Annotated in this window: 19 protein-coding genes, 10 tRNA genes and 1 rRNA gene; all 30 read left to right on the forward strand. The window is 44.5% G+C overall.

Translation table 11 applies throughout. From position 1 onward, the window contains the following. Nucleotides 1-65: 65 nt before the first annotated feature. Nucleotides 66-1,121 carry a D-alanine--D-alanine ligase gene (locus VQ00_RS09785; RefSeq protein ID WP_046179974.1) on the forward strand — a complete coding sequence of 352 codons (1,056 nt, stop codon included), beginning with the start codon at nt 66-68 and terminating at the stop codon, nt 1,119-1,121. Between the two features lie 12 nt (nt 1,122-1,133). Then, nucleotides 1,134-2,510 carry a UDP-N-acetylmuramoyl-tripeptide--D-alanyl-D-alanine ligase gene (locus VQ00_RS09790; RefSeq protein ID WP_046179975.1) on the forward strand — a complete coding sequence of 459 codons (1,377 nt, stop codon included), beginning with the start codon at nt 1,134-1,136 and terminating at the stop codon, nt 2,508-2,510. 18 nt (nt 2,511-2,528) lie between these two features. After that, nucleotides 2,529-3,215: an alpha/beta hydrolase gene (locus VQ00_RS09795; protein WP_046179976.1), complete on the forward strand. Its 687-nt coding sequence runs from the start codon at nt 2,529-2,531 to the stop codon at nt 3,213-3,215. A gap of 137 nt (nt 3,216-3,352) precedes the next feature. Continuing rightward, nucleotides 3,353-4,834 (forward strand): degradosome RNA helicase CshA, encoded by a 1,482-nt coding sequence (gene cshA, locus VQ00_RS09800; protein WP_046179977.1) that lies wholly within the window; start codon nt 3,353-3,355, stop codon nt 4,832-4,834. A 60-nt stretch (nt 4,835-4,894) separates the two neighbouring features. After that, the gene (gene acpS / locus VQ00_RS09805) at nt 4,895-5,245 is read left to right on the forward strand and encodes a holo-ACP synthase (protein WP_046179978.1); all 351 of its coding nucleotides are present in this window, start codon (nt 4,895-4,897) and stop codon (nt 5,243-5,245) included. 46 nt (nt 5,246-5,291) lie between these two features. Next, entirely contained in the window at nt 5,292-6,254 is a 963-nt protein-coding gene (locus tag VQ00_RS09810) for a LolA family protein (protein ID WP_046179979.1), read from the forward strand. 145 nt (nt 6,255-6,399) lie between these two features. Continuing rightward, on the forward strand, nt 6,400-7,539 hold the full coding sequence (alr, locus tag VQ00_RS09815; RefSeq protein WP_046179980.1) for an alanine racemase: 1,140 nt from the start codon (nt 6,400-6,402) through the stop codon (nt 7,537-7,539). A 135-nt stretch (nt 7,540-7,674) separates the two neighbouring features. Further along, on the forward strand, nt 7,675-7,956 hold the full coding sequence (locus VQ00_RS09820; RefSeq protein ID WP_046179981.1) for a CopG family ribbon-helix-helix protein: 282 nt from the start codon (nt 7,675-7,677) through the stop codon (nt 7,954-7,956). A 5-nt stretch (nt 7,957-7,961) separates the two neighbouring features. Continuing rightward, a complete protein-coding gene (locus VQ00_RS09825) occupies nt 7,962-8,312 on the forward strand; it encodes a type II toxin-antitoxin system PemK/MazF family toxin (protein WP_046179982.1) in 351 nt (116 codons plus the stop codon). 171 nt (nt 8,313-8,483) lie between these two features. After that, complete coding sequence (locus VQ00_RS09830; protein ID WP_046179983.1) at nt 8,484-9,311, forward strand: STAS domain-containing protein; 828 nt, start codon at nt 8,484-8,486, stop codon at nt 9,309-9,311. Continuing rightward, nucleotides 9,308-9,670, forward strand: a complete 363-nt coding sequence (locus tag VQ00_RS09835) for an STAS domain-containing protein (protein WP_172645569.1) — start codon at nt 9,308-9,310, stop codon at nt 9,668-9,670. The genes VQ00_RS09830 and VQ00_RS09835 overlap by 4 nt, the downstream gene beginning before the upstream one ends. A 4-nt stretch (nt 9,671-9,674) precedes the next feature. Next, nucleotides 9,675-10,070: an anti-sigma regulatory factor gene (locus VQ00_RS09840; RefSeq protein ID WP_046179984.1), complete on the forward strand. Its 396-nt coding sequence runs from the start codon at nt 9,675-9,677 to the stop codon at nt 10,068-10,070. 10 nt (nt 10,071-10,080) lie between these two features. Further along, nucleotides 10,081-11,091: a SpoIIE family protein phosphatase gene (locus tag VQ00_RS09845; RefSeq protein ID WP_046179985.1), complete on the forward strand. Its 1,011-nt coding sequence runs from the start codon at nt 10,081-10,083 to the stop codon at nt 11,089-11,091. 85 nt (nt 11,092-11,176) lie between these two features. Continuing rightward, complete coding sequence (locus tag VQ00_RS09850) at nt 11,177-11,506, forward strand: anti-sigma factor antagonist (protein WP_046179986.1); 330 nt, start codon at nt 11,177-11,179, stop codon at nt 11,504-11,506. A gap of 2 nt (nt 11,507-11,508) precedes the next feature. Next, complete coding sequence (rsbW, locus tag VQ00_RS09855; RefSeq protein WP_046179987.1) at nt 11,509-11,973, forward strand: anti-sigma B factor RsbW; 465 nt, start codon at nt 11,509-11,511, stop codon at nt 11,971-11,973. Continuing rightward, the gene (gene sigB, locus VQ00_RS09860; RefSeq protein WP_046179988.1) at nt 11,951-12,745 is read left to right on the forward strand and encodes an RNA polymerase sigma factor SigB; all 795 of its coding nucleotides are present in this window, start codon (nt 11,951-11,953) and stop codon (nt 12,743-12,745) included. Before rsbW ends, sigB begins: the two co-directional genes overlap by 23 nt. Further along, nucleotides 12,745-13,341, forward strand: a complete 597-nt coding sequence (locus VQ00_RS09865; protein ID WP_046179989.1) for a PP2C family serine/threonine-protein phosphatase — start codon at nt 12,745-12,747, stop codon at nt 13,339-13,341. Before sigB ends, VQ00_RS09865 begins: the two co-directional genes overlap by 1 nt. 60 nt (nt 13,342-13,401) lie before the next feature. Next, complete coding sequence (locus tag VQ00_RS09870) at nt 13,402-15,558, forward strand: Tex family protein (RefSeq protein WP_046179997.1); 2,157 nt, start codon at nt 13,402-13,404, stop codon at nt 15,556-15,558. Beyond that, entirely contained in the window at nt 15,555-16,022 is a 468-nt protein-coding gene (locus VQ00_RS09875) for a SprT family protein (protein ID WP_046179990.1), read from the forward strand. Before VQ00_RS09870 ends, VQ00_RS09875 begins: the two co-directional genes overlap by 4 nt. Before the next feature lie 150 nt (nt 16,023-16,172). Further along, nucleotides 16,173-16,247, forward strand: a tRNA-Asn gene (locus VQ00_RS09880). 3 nt (nt 16,248-16,250) lie between these two features. Continuing rightward, nucleotides 16,251-16,341 (forward strand) — tRNA-Ser (locus VQ00_RS09885). A 17-nt stretch (nt 16,342-16,358) separates the two neighbouring features. Continuing rightward, a tRNA-Glu gene (locus VQ00_RS09890) sits at nt 16,359-16,430 on the forward strand. A gap of 49 nt (nt 16,431-16,479) precedes the next feature. Then, nucleotides 16,480-16,556: transfer RNA gene (locus tag VQ00_RS09895), tRNA-Asp, on the forward strand. A 15-nt stretch (nt 16,557-16,571) separates the two neighbouring features. Then, nucleotides 16,572-16,646 (forward strand) — tRNA-Gln (locus VQ00_RS09900). 5 nt (nt 16,647-16,651) lie between these two features. After that, nucleotides 16,652-16,724: transfer RNA gene (locus tag VQ00_RS09905), tRNA-Lys, on the forward strand. A 104-nt stretch (nt 16,725-16,828) separates the two neighbouring features. Continuing rightward, nucleotides 16,829-16,914 (forward strand) — tRNA-Leu (locus tag VQ00_RS09910). A 7-nt stretch (nt 16,915-16,921) separates the two neighbouring features. Then, nucleotides 16,922-16,998 (forward strand) — tRNA-Arg (locus VQ00_RS09915). A 22-nt stretch (nt 16,999-17,020) separates the two neighbouring features. After that, a tRNA-Pro gene (locus VQ00_RS09920) sits at nt 17,021-17,097 on the forward strand. 29 nt (nt 17,098-17,126) lie between these two features. Further along, nucleotides 17,127-17,200: transfer RNA gene (locus tag VQ00_RS09925), tRNA-Gly, on the forward strand. A gap of 115 nt (nt 17,201-17,315) precedes the next feature. After that, a 16S ribosomal RNA gene (locus tag VQ00_RS09930) occupies nt 17,316-17,530 on the forward strand; the annotation flags it as partial.

The raw sequence follows: 17,530 nt of genomic DNA on the forward strand, positions 1-17,530 counted from the left end.
AAGATTCTGCTTATTAAAAGAAAGCATGGTAGAATAAAAGCGACTGACTTTTTTGGAGGATGAATATGAAAACAAAACTCGGATTGCTCTACGGAGGAAAATCAGCAGAACATAACGTATCATTACAAACAGCTAAAGCTGTAACCGCAGCGATTAATTTAAATAAATTTGACGTATATCCTGTTTATATTTCAATAGACGGCACGTGGACAGAAGGGGGAAAACTTGAAGCACCGGCTGAAACCGTGGAAGAACTTAAGCTTACTGGAAATGGTGGAACAGAGCATGTATTGTCGATGCTTGCGCAAAATAAATATGACATCGTTTTTCCATTGTTGCATGGACCAAACGGTGAAGATGGGACTGTGCAAGGGCTTCTTGAAGTGTTAAATGTACCGTACGTAGGAAACGGTGTGCTTGCTTCTTCCGCAGGAATGGACAAAATCATCATGAAAAGTGTGTTCGCGCAGGCCGGTCTTAAACAAGTGGGCTATACACATATGACCCGGGCAAAATGGGAACAAAATAAAGAAGAAGCATGCAGCCGAATTGAACAGGAAATTGACTGGCCATGCTTTGTAAAACCAGCCAATCTCGGTTCAAGCGTTGGGATTAGCAAGTGCCAAAACACTGATCAGCTTATGACAGCTATAGAAGAAGCGTTTCAGTTTGATCGGAAAGTCATTATCGAAGAAGGTGTGACTGCACGTGAAATTGAAGTCGGCATACTGGGAAATGATGAGCCCGAATGCTCGGTAATTGGGGAAATCGTGCCGAAAAAAGATTTTTATGATTACAAAGCAAAATACGAAGACGGCGATACTGCTTTGATTATTCCGGCGGATATTACCGAAGCGCAGCAAAAGGAAATGAAAGAGCTGGCCATTCGTGCTTATCAATCACTCGACTGCTCCGGCCTCGTACGTGCGGACTTTTTCTTAACAGAAAACGGTGATTTTCTTATTAATGAAGTGAACACAATGCCTGGTTTTACACCATTTAGCATGTTCCCGCTTCTTTGGAAAGAAGCGGGAACCGAGTATCCACAACTGATTGAAAAAATGATCGAACTCGGTACTGAACGACATTCAGAAAAACAATCGATTAAATATACGGTTTAAAGGTGGGCGCTCATGATTCGGAAAACAATTGAGCAGGTAGCGAGTATGATCAATATCGAAAATGACGTGACACAATGGCATGACCGCCTCGTTGAAGGTGTCTCAATTGATTCACGCAGCGTGGAGGGGGGGCGTCTGTTTGTCCCCTTCGCCGGGGAAAACACAGATGGACATCAGTATGTCCGGCAAGCGATTGAAAGCGGTGCTGGTGCGGCGCTTTGGCAAAAAGACATGCCTGGCGCGCCGGACGATCTGCCAGTACTGATCGTAGAAGATACACTATTGGCTTTACAGCAGCTGTCAAAGTCATACCGGGATTCATTGGAGGTCAAAGTGGTTGGCGTTACGGGAAGTAATGGGAAAACGACGGTGAAGGACATGGCCGCTTCGGTTTTTGCCGGGAAGTACCGCGTGCAAAAAACAGAAGGTAACTTCAATAACCATATTGGTCTTCCGCTGACGATGCTTTCCCTGCGTGCGGATACGGAAATAGCAATTTTAGAAATGGGGATGAGCGGCAGAGGAGAAATCGAACTGCTGTCAAAGCTTGCTTCACCAGACGCAGCGATTATTACCAACATTGGAGAATCACATCTGCAAGATTTAGGTTCCCGTGAAGCGATTGCGGATGCGAAAATGGAAATAACGGCTGGATTGTCTGAAGGAGGAACGCTTCTTTATTTAGGTGATGAGCCGCTGCTGGCAGAAAAAATTGATGAAGACGTTCCGTTCCAAACAAAAACATTTGGACTGTGTGAAACAAACGATATTTATCCGGTATCGGTCGAGCAAAGGGAAAATGGCAGCGTATTTACGGTGAATCAATCACCAGAGGTGCAATTTGAATTGCCGGTTCTTGGCCAGCATAACGTAACGAACGCTCTCGCAGCAATTTCAGCAGCTTCTTTATTTGACATGTCATATGAATCAGCTGCAGAAGGACTGAGAAAAGTCGAGCTGACCAAAATGCGCATGGAATGGGTAGAAGGCAAAAATGGCATAAAGATTATTAATGATGCCTACAACGCCAGTCCGACGTCTGTGAAAGCGGCGGTCTCGCTTGTGTCTGATTTACCATCGCAGTCCAAGAAAATTGTTGTGCTCGGCGATATGCTGGAATTGGGTCTGGATGAAGAGTTATTTCATTATCAGACAGGCCAGTCTATCAATCCAGACAAAATCGATTATGTGTTTACGTACGGAGTGCTTGGCCACTTTATTGCCTCTGGTGCAAAAGGTGCATTTGGGACGGAGCGTGTCTTTTCATTTCAAGATAAAGAGGAGCTTATTCAATCGCTTGAAAATATTTTAGAAGGCGGCGAGCTTATTCTTGTAAAAGCATCGAGAGGCATGAAGCTCGAAGAAGTCGTTGAAAGCCTCTCTCATTAAAAAAGGCGGTGGATAATCATGATCGGGTGCCTTTGCATTCATGGCTTCACGGGTTCACCGTATGAAGTGCAGCCGCTTGCAGATTATTTACGTGACCATACGGACTGGAAAATCGCCGTGCCCGTTTTGCCTGGGCATGGCGAAACGCTGTCATTGAAAAAAGTGGTCTGTACGGAATGGCTCGACTGTGCAGAGGCGGCTCTACTTCAACTGCTTGATGAATGTGAAACGGTTTATATTATCGGGTTTTCAATGGGCGGACTCATTGCTGCTTATTTAACAGCCCGCCATCCAGTTCGAAAACTTGTCATGCTGAGTGCAGCAGCCAAGTACATTAATCCCGTTCAGGTAAAAGAAGATGTAAAAGTAATGATGCAGGATTTACGTGAGAAAAAGCTGCATGAAAACGAATTGTTTTTAAGGTACCGGGAAAAACTGTTGATGACCCCGCCTGGCGCAGCAAGGCAATTTCAAAAAGTGGTTGGGCTTGCCCGACCCGCATTAAAAAAAATAAATGTACCCGTGTTTATCGCTCAGGGAACAGCAGACGGCATCGTTCCAGTAAAAAGCGCATCATACATTTACCGGCGTCTTTCATCAGCGGAACGCCACTTATATTATTCACCGGAAGCGAAGCATTTAATTTGCCATACAGGGAACACAGAAGAGCTTTTCAAGAATGTCTTTACTTTTCTTTCCGAATAACGTAAAGTTATACAAATGCGCATTGAAAATTCGGACGTGAAATGATAAGATAAAAAAGACATGTTGCTCTTCGCATGAATGTAGAAGGGTATTTTTTTGTGCGGATGGCTAGTTTAACATAGAAGGAGAAGAAACTATTGACAAAATTTAAAGATTTAAATTTAAGTGAAGAAACGCTCAAAGCAATCGACAAAATGGGGTTTGAAGAGGCGACGCCAATTCAGTCTGAAACGATTCCTTTAGGCTTAGCAGGAAAAGACATCATCGGACAGGCACAAACAGGAACGGGTAAAACGACTGCATTTGGTATTCCGATGGTGGAAAAAATCGACACGAAAAATGAAGCTATTCAAGGGCTGATTATTGCACCGACACGTGAGCTTGCAATCCAGGTTTCAGAAGAACTTTACAAAATTGGCAGTGGCAAACGTGCCCGCGTGCTGGCTGTTTATGGCGGACAGGACATTCAACGCCAAATTCGCGCGTTGAAACAACGCCCGCATATTATTGTTGGAACACCGGGACGTATTCTAGACCATATTAACCGCCGTACATTGAAACTTGAAAATATCCAAACGCTCGTTCTTGATGAAGCGGATGAAATGTTGAACATGGGCTTCATTCAAGACATCGAATCCATTCTTTCAAATGTGCCGCCAGAGCGTCAAACGCTTCTGTTCTCGGCAACAATGCCGGGTCCAATCCGTGCGATTGCGGAACGTTTCATGAAAGATCCAGAAGTAATCCGTGTGAAAACAAAAGAAATGACGGTTTCAAATATTGATCAATATTACGTAAAAGTACCACAACGTGAAAAATTTGATACGCTTGCACGTCTTATGGATTCTCATTCACCTGAGCTTGCCATTATCTTTGGCCGGACAAAGCGCCGTGTTGATGAATTGGCCAATGCGCTTAGTCTGCGTGGCTATCAGGCAGAAGGTATTCATGGTGATTTAACTCAAGCAAAGCGTTTAACCGTTTTAAACCGTTTTAAATCAGGGAAAATTGATGTGTTAGTGGCAACAGACGTAGCAGCGCGCGGTCTTGATATTTCTGGCGTTACACATGTTTATAACTATGACATTCCGCAAGATCCAGAAAGCTATGTTCACCGTATCGGCCGTACAGGTCGTGCCGGTAAAGAAGGTATGGCCATTACGCTGGTTGATCCACGCGAAATGAGCTATCTTCGTGAAGTGGAACGTACAACGAAAAAAAGCATGAAACCAACGGAAGCTCCATCATGGGATGATGCACTCAGTGGTTTACAGCAAGCGGCTGTAACAGATCTTGCAGAAGCGATTGCGAAAAACGAATGGGCGGAATATCGTGCATTTGCAAAAGATATGCTGGATCAATACAATCCGGAAGATCTTGTGGCAGCAGCATTGAAGCTGATCACAAAAGAGCCGGATCGCACTCCTGTTCATATTACAAATGAAGCGTCTCTTCCACAGCGACGCGATAAATTCCGCAGCAAAAGCTCAGGCGGCGGCTCTCGCAAGCCAAGCGGCAGCGGACGTCAGGGCGGCGGACGCTCTTCTTATGGCAACCGTGACCGCAAAGGCGGATCAAACGGGTCAAACGGCGGACGTCGTAAATACTCATCTAATTAATTAAACAAAAAAAGCCGTTCCGGATTTCCGGAACGGCTTTTTTTAGAAAGGACGACCGACATGATTAAAGGCATTGGCATGGACATTGTAGAAATCGACCGAATTCAAAAACTGATTGAACGGCAGCCGAAATTTTTAGAGCGGGTGCTGACGTCTGAAGAAATGCGCCTTTTTCATGAAAAAACCGGCACACGCCGCTGGGAATACGCAGCAGGGAGATTCGCGGTTAAAGAAGCTTTTTCAAAAGCAGAAGGGACAGGTATCGGTGAGAACTTGTCTTTTCAAGATATTGAAGTAAGCTCTGATGGAAAAGGGAAACCTATTTTGATCCGGCCCTATTCAGAAGGTGTGCATGTTACGATTACCCACAGCCGGGACTATGCAGCGGCGGTTGTTGTCATTGAATCATAATTGTACAGGCCTCCTCATATAGTGCTTATGAGGAGGGGGTTCGGACATGAAAAAATGGTTCGGATTGCTGTTAGTTGTGTTTTTATTGTCTGCGTGCGGGACGCCGTCGAAAGAAGAAATTATCGATGATATTTCAGAAAAAGCGAAAAACGCCGCCGGCTATAAAGCAAAAGCCATCTTGGAAGTGCAGGCAGGAAAAGAAAAGCAAAGTTATAATGTGGACATTTGGAATCAGCGCCACACGAATTACCGCGTCCACCTTTCATCTGTGACAAATAAGCACAGCCAGACGATTGTCAAAAACAAATCTGGGATTTATGTGATGACACCCTCGCTTGGCAAAAGCTTTAAGTATGAAAACAACTGGCCGGAAAACAGCAGCCAGTCGTATTTGTTTGAATCACTTGCCGCTGATATTCAAGCGGATGGTGAAGCGGTATTTAAAGAAACGGACAAGTATTATGTGTTTGAAGTGAAAACAAGATATACGAACAGTCAAATGCTTCCTCGTCAGCAAATATCATTTCATAAAAAAGAGTTAACACCCGCTTATGTCAAAGTGATGGATAAGCAGAAAAAAGTCGTTATTTCCGTCGTTTTCAAAAAGATGGATTTGAATCCGACGTTCGCAAAAGATGATTTCAGCGAAAAAAAAGCCGCTGCTAAAGAAACAGCAGGTGGGGCACCTTCAGAGTTCACAGTTCATTATCCAACAGCCGCCGGTGGGGCTGAATTGGCGGATGAATCCCGTATAGACAACCGGATTGTACTGACGTATGAGGGCGATAAGCCGTTCACAGTCATTGAGCAGCCTGCCTCGTCCAGTGAAGAAGGAATTGTTCAGGCATCAGGGGACTTATCAGACATGGGGTTTGCGGCCGGAGAAGCGGCAGATGGCTCGCTCCATTGGATGTATAACGGCGTAGAATTTATGTTGGCATCTGATCAGTTGACGCAAGGTGAGATGGAACAAATAGCGGCATCTATGACTCCGGAAGCGATTAAATAAAGTGCAGCGGCTACAGTTTACCGCTGCTTTTTTTTTGTTTACAATAAGATCAAAGGCTAAGAACGCAGCGTCCTGCGGCAACGCCTTTATGACCCGCATCGTGCGGGCTAAGTTACGACGATAAAAAAATTAGGAAGTGACATCGATGAAGTTTTACCGCGACACATGGGCGGAAATTAATCTTGATGCAATAAAATGGAACGTCGAAAAAACAATGGAACAGCTTGATCCGTCCGTGTTTTTATTTGCGGTTGTGAAAGCGAATGCATATGGGCATGGGGATTTGCAGGTTGCCCGAGCGGCGCTTAAGTCAGGAGCAAAAGGATTAGCAGTTGCTTTTTTAGATGAAGCAATAAAACTGAGAGCATCAGGCATCGATGCCCCTATTCTCGTTTTAGGGGCGATCCGCCCGGAAGATGCCCACTTGGCAGCGACGAAGCAGATTTCCGTCACCGTTCACGATGAAGACTGGCTGACAAAGGCGTGTGTAAAGGAAGGTCAGCTGCTGAATATACATATAAAATGCGATACGGGAATGGGCCGCATCGGTCTTAAAACGAAAGAAGAGCTCCAGTATGTCGTTCGCCAGATTGATCAATCAGCGGCATTTGTTTTTGAAGGAATCTTCACTCATTTTGCCACGGCAGACGAACGGGAAACGGGTTACATGGAAAAACAGCTGGCGCAATTTCGACAGCTGATCGATTCGCTTTTAGTAAAGCCGCCATTTATTCACTGCTCAAATAGTGCGGCAACACTTCGCTTTAAAGGATCAGGCTGTAACGCAGTCCGTCTTGGTATTTCCATGTACGGCTTAACGCCGTCGACTGATATTGCATCGCTATTGCCGTTTGGGTTGAAGCCGGCATTTTCACTGAAGTCGAAGCTGGTACAGGTGAAAAAACTTGAGCCTGGTGAAAAAGTGAGCTATGGCGCAACATATGAAGCGTCAGGACACGAATGGATTGGCACGCTTCCGATAGGGTATGCGGACGGATGGATTCGCAAACTCGGCGGACAGGACGTATTAATTGACGGCAGACGGGTACCGATTGTTGGGCGAATATGCATGGATCAATGTATGGTCCGTCTTCCAAAAGAATATAAACCGGGCACATTGGCAACACTCATTGGACGGCAGCAAAATCAAGAAATTACAATGGAGGAAATTGCAAAAAAAAGAGAAACCATTAATTACGAAATTCCATGTGTGATCACGTCACGCGTACCAAGAGTGTATATCCAAGAGGGAAAAATAGTTTCTATTGTCAATTCACTGTTATAAAGGCTATCAGGACCAAATGTCCTATTGTATAACATTTTTTAAAAATGCTCTTCCAAACAATTCGAGTGAATGGTATGATAAGTAAGACAGTAATAAACAAAGAGATGTGTGCAGTGATTGGTGGAGGTGTAGTTCTTGTCTGAATCCGGTACGATGACAGATGTGTTAGTAAACTTGCCAAAGCAGTTTGTGAATGAACTCGACTGTTTTGCGGAGCAGGAAGAAATCAGCCGCAGTGAATTCATTTACCGCGCAACGAAAATGTATTTGCGCGAGCGGAAAAAGCGCCATATTCAAGAATCAATGCGACGGGGCTACATGGAAATGGCTAAGATTAACCTTGCCATTGCATCAGAAGCGATGCAAGCTGAATTTGAGGCAGGAAACACAGTCGAACGTTTAGTAAGTGGAGGATAAACCGTGTGATCGTAAAACGTGGTGACGTATATTTTGCAGACCTGTCCCCTGTTGTCGGCTCCGAACAAGGCGGCGTCCGGCCTGTTCTTGTCGTTCAAAACGACATCGGGAATCGGTTCAGTCCCACTATTATCGTCGCAGCCATTACAGCTCAGATCCAAAAAGCCAAACTGCCGACGCATGTGGAAATTAATGCAGAGCGGTATGGGTTTGAAAGAGACTCCGTCATTTTGCTTGAACAGATCCGAACAATCGACAAGCAGCGGCTGACAGATAAGATAACGCAGCTCGACGAAGGAATGATGGAGAAAGTAGACGAGGCTTTGCAAATTAGTTTAGGCCTTATACAATTTTAATGAAGGCACCTCCGTGTAAACGGCAGGTGCCTTTTCTTTTAAACCGTAATTTTTCACGGCCGGCAGGTGATACGGCTTTTTTATTACCCGAATAACCTTTATAATGAAAATAATGAATGTTTTTGACGAAAACCGCAGATGTGGAGCGGGATGATGATTGGAGAGAATTGAATGCGCAAAAAAATTTTTCAATATGTACAGTCTCATAGCGATGAAATATTAATTGAATGGATTGAATTAATGCGCACGGAAGCGGATGAGCGTGCTTTTCAGGCCATGTCTGACCAGATGTTTACAAAAACAAGCTCAGAGTTTATCCAGCTTGTCATGTCGAACTTTTCAGATTCGGAAGAAAAATTCCAAAAGCGTGCTGTCGATTTTTCAGAGAAGATTGTCCGTCTTGGCTGGCCGCTGGCGATGATTACGGAGGGACTTCGCGTCTTTGGACAAATTGTTGAGCAAGGTATGCAGCGTTCGGGTGCAATCGACCAGCACAGCTACATTGATTTTACGGCAGAAATTAATAACTGGGTATTTCCAATGTATAAAACGATTACAGAAGCTTATACGACTTCATGGGAACGAACTGTTTCTCTTCAAAAAATCGCTCTTCAGGAATTATCTGCACCGCTTATTCCTGTTTTTGATAAAATTTCTGTTATGCCTCTTGTCGGTACGATTGATACAGAACGGGCAAGGCAAATTATGGAAAACTTACTTGAAGGTGTTGTGAGCCACCGGGCGGAGGTTGTATTGATCGATATCACGGGTGTTCCGGTTGTCGACACAATGGTCGCCCATCATATTATTCAGGCGGCAGAAGCGGTTCGTCTTGTCGGCGCGAAATGTACGATTGTCGGTATTCGTCCTGAAATTGCTCAAACGATTGTGAACCTAGGCATTAACCTTGAAGATGTAACGACAACAAGTACGATGAAAAAAGGCGTAGAACAAGCACTTGCGGCGACGTCAAGACAAATTGTGGGGGTACAAGAATGAATATGCGAATTCCGATTTTAAAACTGCATGATTGTTTGCTTATTTCAATTCAATGGGAGCTTGATGACCAAACGGCGCTGCAATTTCAAGAAGACCTTCTTCATAAAATTCACGAAACAAGCGCAAGAGGAGTTGTCATTGATTTTACGTCCATTGATTTCATCGATTCCTTCATTGCAAAAGTATTAGGCGATGTAATCAGCATGTCCAAGTTGATGGGGGCTAAAGTGGTGATTACCGGTATTCAGCCTGCTGTCGCGATTACATTGATTGAACTTGGTATCCGTTTGGAGGAAGTGATGACCGCACTGGATCTTGAAAAAGGTTTGGAGAAACTTCAACGGGAACTGGGGGACTGACAAGATGGACTCTAGTGTGAAAATTATAAATGAATGGGACATCGTAGCGGCGAGACAGCTTGGCCGAAATGTGGCGAAAGAGCTTGGATTTGGAACAGTGGACCAAGCGCGTATCACGACTGCGATCAGCGAACTAGCCCGTAATATTTATTTGTACGCGGGTCAGGGAGAAATTACGATAGAAAAAGTAGAGAATGGAGCAAAAAAAGGATTGACTATTATTTCCTGTGATGAGGGACCGGGCATTCCGGATCTTCGAAAAGTTATGGAAGATGGTTTTTCAACTTCTGGTGGACTTGGAGCAGGGCTTCCCGGCGTCAAAAGGCTGATGGATGAATTTTCGATTGAATCCACACCAGGCGAAGGAACCCTTATTAAGTCGGTGAAGTGGCTCCGGTAGGAGGAGAAGAATGAATTTCAGAGACACGATGCTCGATGAGTATAAAGAAATATTAAAAACGTATATTAATGATCAAACTGAACAGTCTCTATACATGAGCCAGAAATTCAGCCGCAAGTCAATCGAGTTCAAAATATCGCCGGAAGAAATGATCAGCCTGCATAAAACATCGATTATGGAGCTTGAACCAGAGCTGCCGGAATCGCTTCTTTTGTCGCTGGATATTTTGCTCGAAGTGATGATGAGTTATGGTCTTGCATACCGCGAACATCAAAGCCTGCGGATGATCCAGCGCGAGCTTATTAATGAAATTGAAGTGGCTGCCAGCATGCAGCAGACACTTCTCGGCACACAGATTCCTCGTATTCCTTCGATGGATATTGGAGCAATCAGTGTGCCGGCTAAGCAGATGAGTGGTGATTATTATCACTTCGTGTCGCATGAAAATGGAGCCATCAGCGTTGCCATTGCAGATATCATCGGCAAAGGAATCCCGGCTGCTCTTTGCATGTCGATGATTAAATACTCAATGGATAGTATGCCTGACGATAGCCAGGCACCAGGCGACGTATTGGAACGCTTAAATCGCGTTGTTGAACAAAACGTTGATCCGACAATGTTTATTACGATGTTCAGCGGGCTTTACAATCCAGAAACGCATATGTTTTTTTATTCATCAGCTGGCCATGAACCAGGCTTTTTTTATCATGCTGAAACAGGCGTTTTTGATGAAATGCAGGCAAAAGGGCTGCTGCTTGGCGTAGATAAAAAAGCAAAGTATAGAGAATATGAACGGAAAGTAGAAGTGGGCGACGTTATTTTGCTTATGTCAGATGGTGTAACAGAATGCCGGACAGAAGAGGGCTTTTTGGAAGTAGATACGCTCATTGGGTACATTAAGAAATACATACATCTTGGCGCCCAAGATATTGCGGATAAAGTGTACAAGGAGCTGGAATATTTACAGGACTTCCAGCTGCGTGATGATTTTACCCTTATTATTTTAAAAAGAACCTCTTAACCGGGTTTAACCGTTATAGATGGCGGGTAGAAGTAGGATATTGGATTTATGAAGCGATTAATATGTTAAAGGTGGTTTAAATTGAATGAACATTTCGATTGACGTACAAGAACAGGAACAACAGACGACGATCAAGCTTGCTGGTGAAATTGATGCCTATACAGCGCCTAAATTGCGTGAAACGGCGTTTCCCTACACTGAGAAACAAGGGGCTGACATTGTAATCGATCTGTCTGGTGTGTCATATATGGATAGCACAGGTCTCGGCGTTTTCGTCGGGCTTTTTAAAAGCTTAAATGCAAATAACGGTACACTGAAACTGGTCGGATTATCTGATCGTTTAAAACGTCTCTTTGATATTACGGGCCTCGCAGACATCATGAACATTAACTCTGGATCAGAAGGTGGCGTGTAAGAATGAAATATGCTGATTACATCGAAATGAAAATCCCGGCCAAACCTGAATTTGTTGGTATTACACGGCTGACATTATCCGGCATTGCAAGCCGAATGGGTTTTTCTTATGATACGATTGAAGACTTGAAAATCGCAACGAGTGAAGCGATCACAAATGCAGTTCAGCATGCCTATAAAGGAGAAGATGGAGAAGTGCTGATCGGCTTCAGCCTTCATGAGGATCATCTTGAGGTCGTTGTATCAGATAACGGGAATAGTTTTGACTTTCAAGAAACGAAAGAGGCACTAGGTCCCTACAAAGAAAATTCGGTTGAATTCCTTCGTGAAGGAGGGCTGGGCCTTTATTTGATTGAAACGCTTATGGACGAAGTAAAAGTGCATCAGAATGAAGGGATCACTCTGTTTATGACAAAGTATCTCGAAGGAGAGCAGGTGGAGAGGGATGCAGAAACCATCTCGACCTAATCAGGAGGGAAAGCTTCAAGCGATCGAATGGATTAAAGCCTTTCAGGAAAGCGGTGATCGGGACGCGCAGGACAGGCTCGTTAAACACTATCATGGGTTAGTTGAATCGATTGCCCGCAAGTACTCCAAAGGGCGTTCTCATCACGAAGACATTGTGCAAGTAGGCATGATGGGACTTTTAGGTGCGATTCGCCGGTACGATGATTCCTTCGGTAAAAGCTTCGAAGCTTTTGCGATTCCAACCATTGTCGGGGAGATCAAACGGTTTCTCCGGGATAAAACGTGGAGTGTGCATGTGCCAAGGCGTATTAAAGAACTCGGGCCGAAAATTAAATCAGCGAATGAAGAATTAACAACATCGCTCCAGCGGTCGCCACGTGTAAATGAAATCGCTCAATATCTCGATATTTCCGAAGAAGAAGTGCTCGAAGCGATGGAAATGGGCAAAAGCTATCAAGCATTGTCTGTGGACCATTCAATTGAAGCAGATTCAGACGGAAGCACCGTGACACTTTTAGATATTGTCGGCAATCGGGAAGAAGGATATGAACGCGTCGACCAGCGTCTCGTGCTTGAAAAAGTGCTGCATGTTTTATCTGACCGTGAAAAACAAATTATTCAATTTACGTATCTTGAAAATTTAAGTCAAAAAGAGGCAGGAGACAAGCTTGGCATTTCGCAAATGCATGTCTCAAGGCTGCAAAGAAGAGCAATTAAAAAATTGAAAGAAGCGATTCACGCAGAGGCGTACTCAACGGAGCACTTTTCTTAATGGAAAAGGCAAAGAATGCGCAGTTAGAACTAATCGCAGGCACGCATTCAAAAGATGGAAATTCTTTTTGTGGAGATACATACTATTTCGCACAGGACGAAAATTCATTCGTTTGTTTACTTGCTGATGGCCTCGGAAGCGGCCGTTACGCTTATGAATCATCACATGCAGCGGCAGAAATTGTCGAGCAGGAGTGGCGGGCGGAAACGGTTGAAGGAATGATGGATTTAATTAACAAAGCGATGTTTCAAAAGCGGGGAGCAGCCGTCACACTGTTCAAAATTGATTTTGAAACACGCAAGTTTGAATATACATGCGTCGGCAACATCCGCTTTTATTTGTATGGACCAGATGGAAAGCTTACCTATCCATTACCCGTCACAGGCTATTTATCCGGACGGCCGCAGCGCTATAGAATGGAGCGCTTTACGTATGAGTCAGGAAGCAAATTTCTTGTTCACTCGGATGGAATCAACCTGCTCAACACAAAAGAGCTTATGCGCTACCGGAACCCGGAACAGATTGCAGCTGAGTTAGACACAGTTGCTTTAAAATCAAATGATGATGCAACATTTTTGGTCGGAAACTTGCTGTGAATCAGCGGGTTTTTTCTTTTTTTGTTACAATATATGTATTCGAAAGAAAGAAGCGGAGGCATGCACATGGATGAACAAATGATCAAAGCAACGGCAGCGGATACAAATATTAACGTAAAACAAGTACAGGCCGTTCTTCAATTGACAGAAGAAGGGAACACAATCCCATTTATCGCCAGGTATCGGAAAGAAATGACCGGCTCCTTGGATGAAGTTGAAATTCGCGCAATTTTAGAGCGGTATACATATCGGAAAAACGTGGAGCAGCGCAAAGAAGAAGTCATCCGTTCGATTACTGACCAGGAAAAAATGACATCTGAGCTGGACTCAGCCATTAAAGCAGCGGCAACGCTGCAGGCTGTAGAAGATTTGTATCGCCCATTTAAACAAAAAAAGCGGACAAAAGCGTCGGTGGCAAAAGAAAAAGGGCTTGAACCATTGGCAAAATGGCTGTTGTTATGTCCAAAATCAGCGGATATTGAGCAAGAATCGCGCCGCTATATGAATGACCAAGTAACAAACTTGGAAGAAGCCATCCAGGGTGCGTCAGACATTATTGCTGAAACGATTGCTGATGATGCTGCAGTCCGCCAGCGTATTCGTCTGGATATGACGAAATACGGGAAAATAAAAACAGACTTAAAAGGCGATGATGAAAAAGAAGTCTTTAAAATGTATTACGATTATGAAGAGCCTGTGAACAAAATTGCGCCTCACCGTACGCTGGCAGTCAACCGTGGAGAAAGCGAAGGCGTTTTGAAAGTGGCTGTCGTGTTTGACGAAGAGCGGGTGATCCGTTATTTGACAAAGAAGTTTATTCGAAATGAGCAAAGTACAGCGGCACCGATTATTCTAGACGCTGCACGAGATGCATATAAGCGGCTTATTCGCCCGTCAGTAGAGCGGGAAGTACGCAACGAGCTAACAGAAAAAGCAGAAGAGCGGGCCATTCATATTTTCTCCGAAAACTTAAAGAACTTGCTGCTTCAGCCACCGCTGAAAGGGAAAGTAGTGTTGGCTGTCGACCCTGCTTACCGGACCGGCTGTAAAATGGCTGTCGTCGATGAAACAGGGAAAGTATTGGCGATTAAAGTCATGTATCCACATGTCGGTGAAGGAAAACGAAAAGAAGCAAAATTGCTATTCAAACAGATCGCTAATGAGTTTGAAGCTGATATTGTGGTTATTGGAAATGGAACCGCCTCACGGGAAACGGAACAATTTGTTGTCGAGATGCTGCCGGAACTGGCTAAAGAAACCTCGTATATCATTGTGAATGAGGCGGGGGCAAGTGTGTATTCTGCATCCGACATCGCCCGGGAAGAATTTCCACATCTTCAAGTAGAAGAAAGAAGCGCCGTGTCGATCGGCCGCCGTATTCAAGATCCGCTGGCGGAGCTTGTGAAGATCGACCCGCAATCCATTGGTGTCGGTCAGTACCAGCATGATGTGTCTCAAAAAAAACTATCCGGTTCTCTTGCGTTTGTTGTGGAAACAGCAGTAAACCGGGTGGGTGTAGATGTGAATACCGCATCGCCGTCACTTCTTGAACATGTAGCCGGTTTAAACAAAACCGTTGCGAAAAATATTGTCCAGTTCCGGGAAGAAAATGGGAAATTTTCAAAACGGTCTGTTATTAGAAAAGTTCCACGCCTCGGTGGAAAAACGTTCGAACAGTGCATCGGTTTTCTTCGTATTACCGATGGTGAAGAACCGCTCGACCGCACACCGATCCACCCGGAACATTATAAGGAAGTAGGAGCTTTATTAAAGTCGCTTGGATTTAAAACAACGAATATCGGCTCCGCAGAACTGGCTCAATCACTTCAAACTATTGATGTCAAACAAATGGCTGAAGAGCTCAATATCGGCGAGCTGACACTGAAGGATATTATTGATTCCCTTCAAAAGCCAGGGCGTGATCCGCGTGATGAAATGCCGGCACCGCTTTTGAAGACAGATGTACTCAAAATGGAAGATTTGCAAAAAGGGATGGAGCTTGAAGGAACCGTCCGGAACGTTACCGATTTTGGCGCATTTGTAGATATAGGCGTCAAGCAGGATGGGCTCGTTCATATTTCAAAACTGAAAAAAGGCTTCGTGAAAAATCCATTTGATGTCGTATCCGTTGGTGATATTGTCACTGTCTGGGTTGATTCTGTGGAAGCAGGTAAAGGGAGAATTTCATTAACGATGGTTAAAGACGAATTAAAATGACATTCACCGATAAAACGATTCAAAAACTTACAGAAGATTTATCTCTGCGATTTTTTGAACGGCCTTTTCTGCACAAAGTGTATGTAAATAAGCGGCTTCGTACAACAGGAGGCCGCTATATGCTGCAGTCTCATCACATCGAAGTGAATGAAAAATACATTGAAGCATATGGGGAAGAAGAACTTATCGGTATTTTAAAACATGAGTTATGCCATTATCACCTGCATTTACAAGGAAAAGGGTACAGGCACAGCGATCAAGATTTTAAAGCATTACTGAAAAAAACGGGGTCCCCTCGTCATTGCCGCCCGCTCCCCGGCTTAACACAAACAGTCAAGAGGGGAATCGTCATCTGTTACAGCTGCTCAGCATGCGGGATAAGATATGAAAGACACCGTCGGATCAACACGACAAAATACGTATGTGGAGTCTGCAAGGGAATGTTAAAAGAAATCAATGAATAATCATATTGACAATTGCTGCCTCAATTGATATTTTAATTGAGCAGCTTTTTTTTATAAGCAAACTCAAAGAAAAAATAATTAAAAAAGATGTTGACTGTGAATAAGTAATTCATTTATAATATTAATTGTCGATCAAATAACATTCATTATTCCGCAGTAGCTCAGTGGTAGAGCAATCGGCTGTTAACCGATCGGTCGCAAGTTCGAGTCTTGCCTGCGGAGCCATCTGGGGAAGTACTCAAGAGGCTGAAGAGGCGCCCCTGCTAAGGGTGTAGGTCGGGTAACCGGCGCGAGGGTTCAAATCCCTCCTTCTCCGCCAGATTTATCTTTTATTTTGGCCCCTTGGTCAAGCGGTTAAGACACCGCCCTTTCACGGCGGTAACACGGGTTCGAATCCCGTAGGGGTCATCGTCGGGAAGCCGGCTTCACCGGTTTCCCTTCTTTATGCCATTTTTATGGTCCGGTAGTTCAGTTGGTTAGAATGCCTGCCTGTCACGCAGGAGGTCGCGGGTTCGAGTCCCGTCCGGACCGCCATTTTCAAAAAAATAATGGGCTATAGCCAAGCGGTAAGGCAACGGACTTTGACTCCGTCACGCGCTGGTTCGAATCCAGCTAGCCCAGCCATTTTCGAGCCATTAGCTCAGTTGGTAGAGCATCTGACTTTTAATCAGAGGGTCGAAGGTTCGAATCCTTCATGGCTCATCATTTTCTAAAAAGGTTCAAAAAAAGAATTGACACATAAAGTTGATTCATGTATAATTTGATCTTGTTGGTAAATGAAAAATTGGTGCGCGGAACGCTAAAGAGCGGTCGTGGCGGAATGGCAGACGCGCTAGGTTGAGGGCCTAGTGGGGGCAACCCCGTGGAGGTTCAAGTCCTCTCGGCCGCACCAATAATAAGCGCCCGTAGCTCAATTGGATAGAGTACTTGACTACGAATCAAGCGGTTAGAGGTTCGAGTCCTCTCGGGCGCACCATTATCTTTTAATAAAATTATTGCGGGAAGTAGCTCAGCTTGGTAGAGCACTTGGTTTGGGACCAAGGGGTCGCAGGTTCGAATCCTGTCTTCCCGACCATTTCACTTTAATGAATCAGGTCTTTATCTGCGGGTGTAGTTTAATGGTAAAACCTCAGCCTTCCAAGCTGATGTCGTGGGTTCGATTCCCATCACCCGCTCCATTTAATTGAACATTGAAAACTGAACAAAATCAATAAAAACGTCAACGTTTTAAGCAAGAAACTTTCATGTTAGATGCTTGTCATCTTACATAGAAACAATTGAGCAATCAAACACTTTTTGGAGAGTTTGATCCTGGCTCAGGACGAACGCTGGCGGCGTGCCTAATACATGCAAGTCGAGCGGACTTGACTGAAAAGCTTGCTTTTCTGTTCAAGTCAGCGGCGGACGGGTGAGTAACACGTGGGCAACCTGCCCTGCAGATTGGGATAACTCCGGGAAACCGGGGCTAATACCGAATAATATCGAAGGTTTCATGATCTTCTTTTGAA

The sequence above is a fragment of the Domibacillus tundrae genome, from assembly GCF_000970675.1.
Taxonomy (GTDB): Bacteria; Bacillota; Bacilli; order Bacillales; family Domibacillaceae; genus Domibacillus; species Domibacillus tundrae.

Coding starts and splice junctions, on each gene's coding strand:
- VQ00_RS09785 (WP_046179974.1), top strand. CDS start 66: ATGAAAACAAAACTCGGATTGCTCTACGGAGGAAAATCAGCAGAACAT.
- VQ00_RS09790 (WP_046179975.1), top strand. CDS start 1,134: ATGATTCGGAAAACAATTGAGCAGGTAGCGAGTATGATCAATATCGAA.
- VQ00_RS09795 (WP_046179976.1), top strand. CDS start 2,529: ATGATCGGGTGCCTTTGCATTCATGGCTTCACGGGTTCACCGTATGAA.
- acpS (WP_046179978.1), top strand. CDS start 4,895: ATGATTAAAGGCATTGGCATGGACATTGTAGAAATCGACCGAATTCAA.
- VQ00_RS09810 (WP_046179979.1), top strand. CDS start 5,292: ATGAAAAAATGGTTCGGATTGCTGTTAGTTGTGTTTTTATTGTCTGCG.
- alr (WP_046179980.1), top strand. CDS start 6,400: ATGAAGTTTTACCGCGACACATGGGCGGAAATTAATCTTGATGCAATA.
- VQ00_RS09830 (WP_046179983.1), top strand. CDS start 8,484: ATGCGCAAAAAAATTTTTCAATATGTACAGTCTCATAGCGATGAAATA.
- VQ00_RS09835 (WP_172645569.1), top strand. CDS start 9,308: ATGAATATGCGAATTCCGATTTTAAAACTGCATGATTGTTTGCTTATT.
- VQ00_RS09840 (WP_046179984.1), top strand. CDS start 9,675: ATGGACTCTAGTGTGAAAATTATAAATGAATGGGACATCGTAGCGGCG.
- VQ00_RS09845 (WP_046179985.1), top strand. CDS start 10,081: ATGAATTTCAGAGACACGATGCTCGATGAGTATAAAGAAATATTAAAA.
- VQ00_RS09850 (WP_046179986.1), top strand. CDS start 11,177: ATGAACATTTCGATTGACGTACAAGAACAGGAACAACAGACGACGATC.
- rsbW (WP_046179987.1), top strand. CDS start 11,509: ATGAAATATGCTGATTACATCGAAATGAAAATCCCGGCCAAACCTGAA.
- sigB (WP_046179988.1), top strand. CDS start 11,951: ATGCAGAAACCATCTCGACCTAATCAGGAGGGAAAGCTTCAAGCGATC.
- VQ00_RS09865 (WP_046179989.1), top strand. CDS start 12,745: ATGGAAAAGGCAAAGAATGCGCAGTTAGAACTAATCGCAGGCACGCAT.
- VQ00_RS09870 (WP_046179997.1), top strand. CDS start 13,402: ATGCACATGGATGAACAAATGATCAAAGCAACGGCAGCGGATACAAAT.
- VQ00_RS09875 (WP_046179990.1), top strand. CDS start 15,555: ATGACATTCACCGATAAAACGATTCAAAAACTTACAGAAGATTTATCT.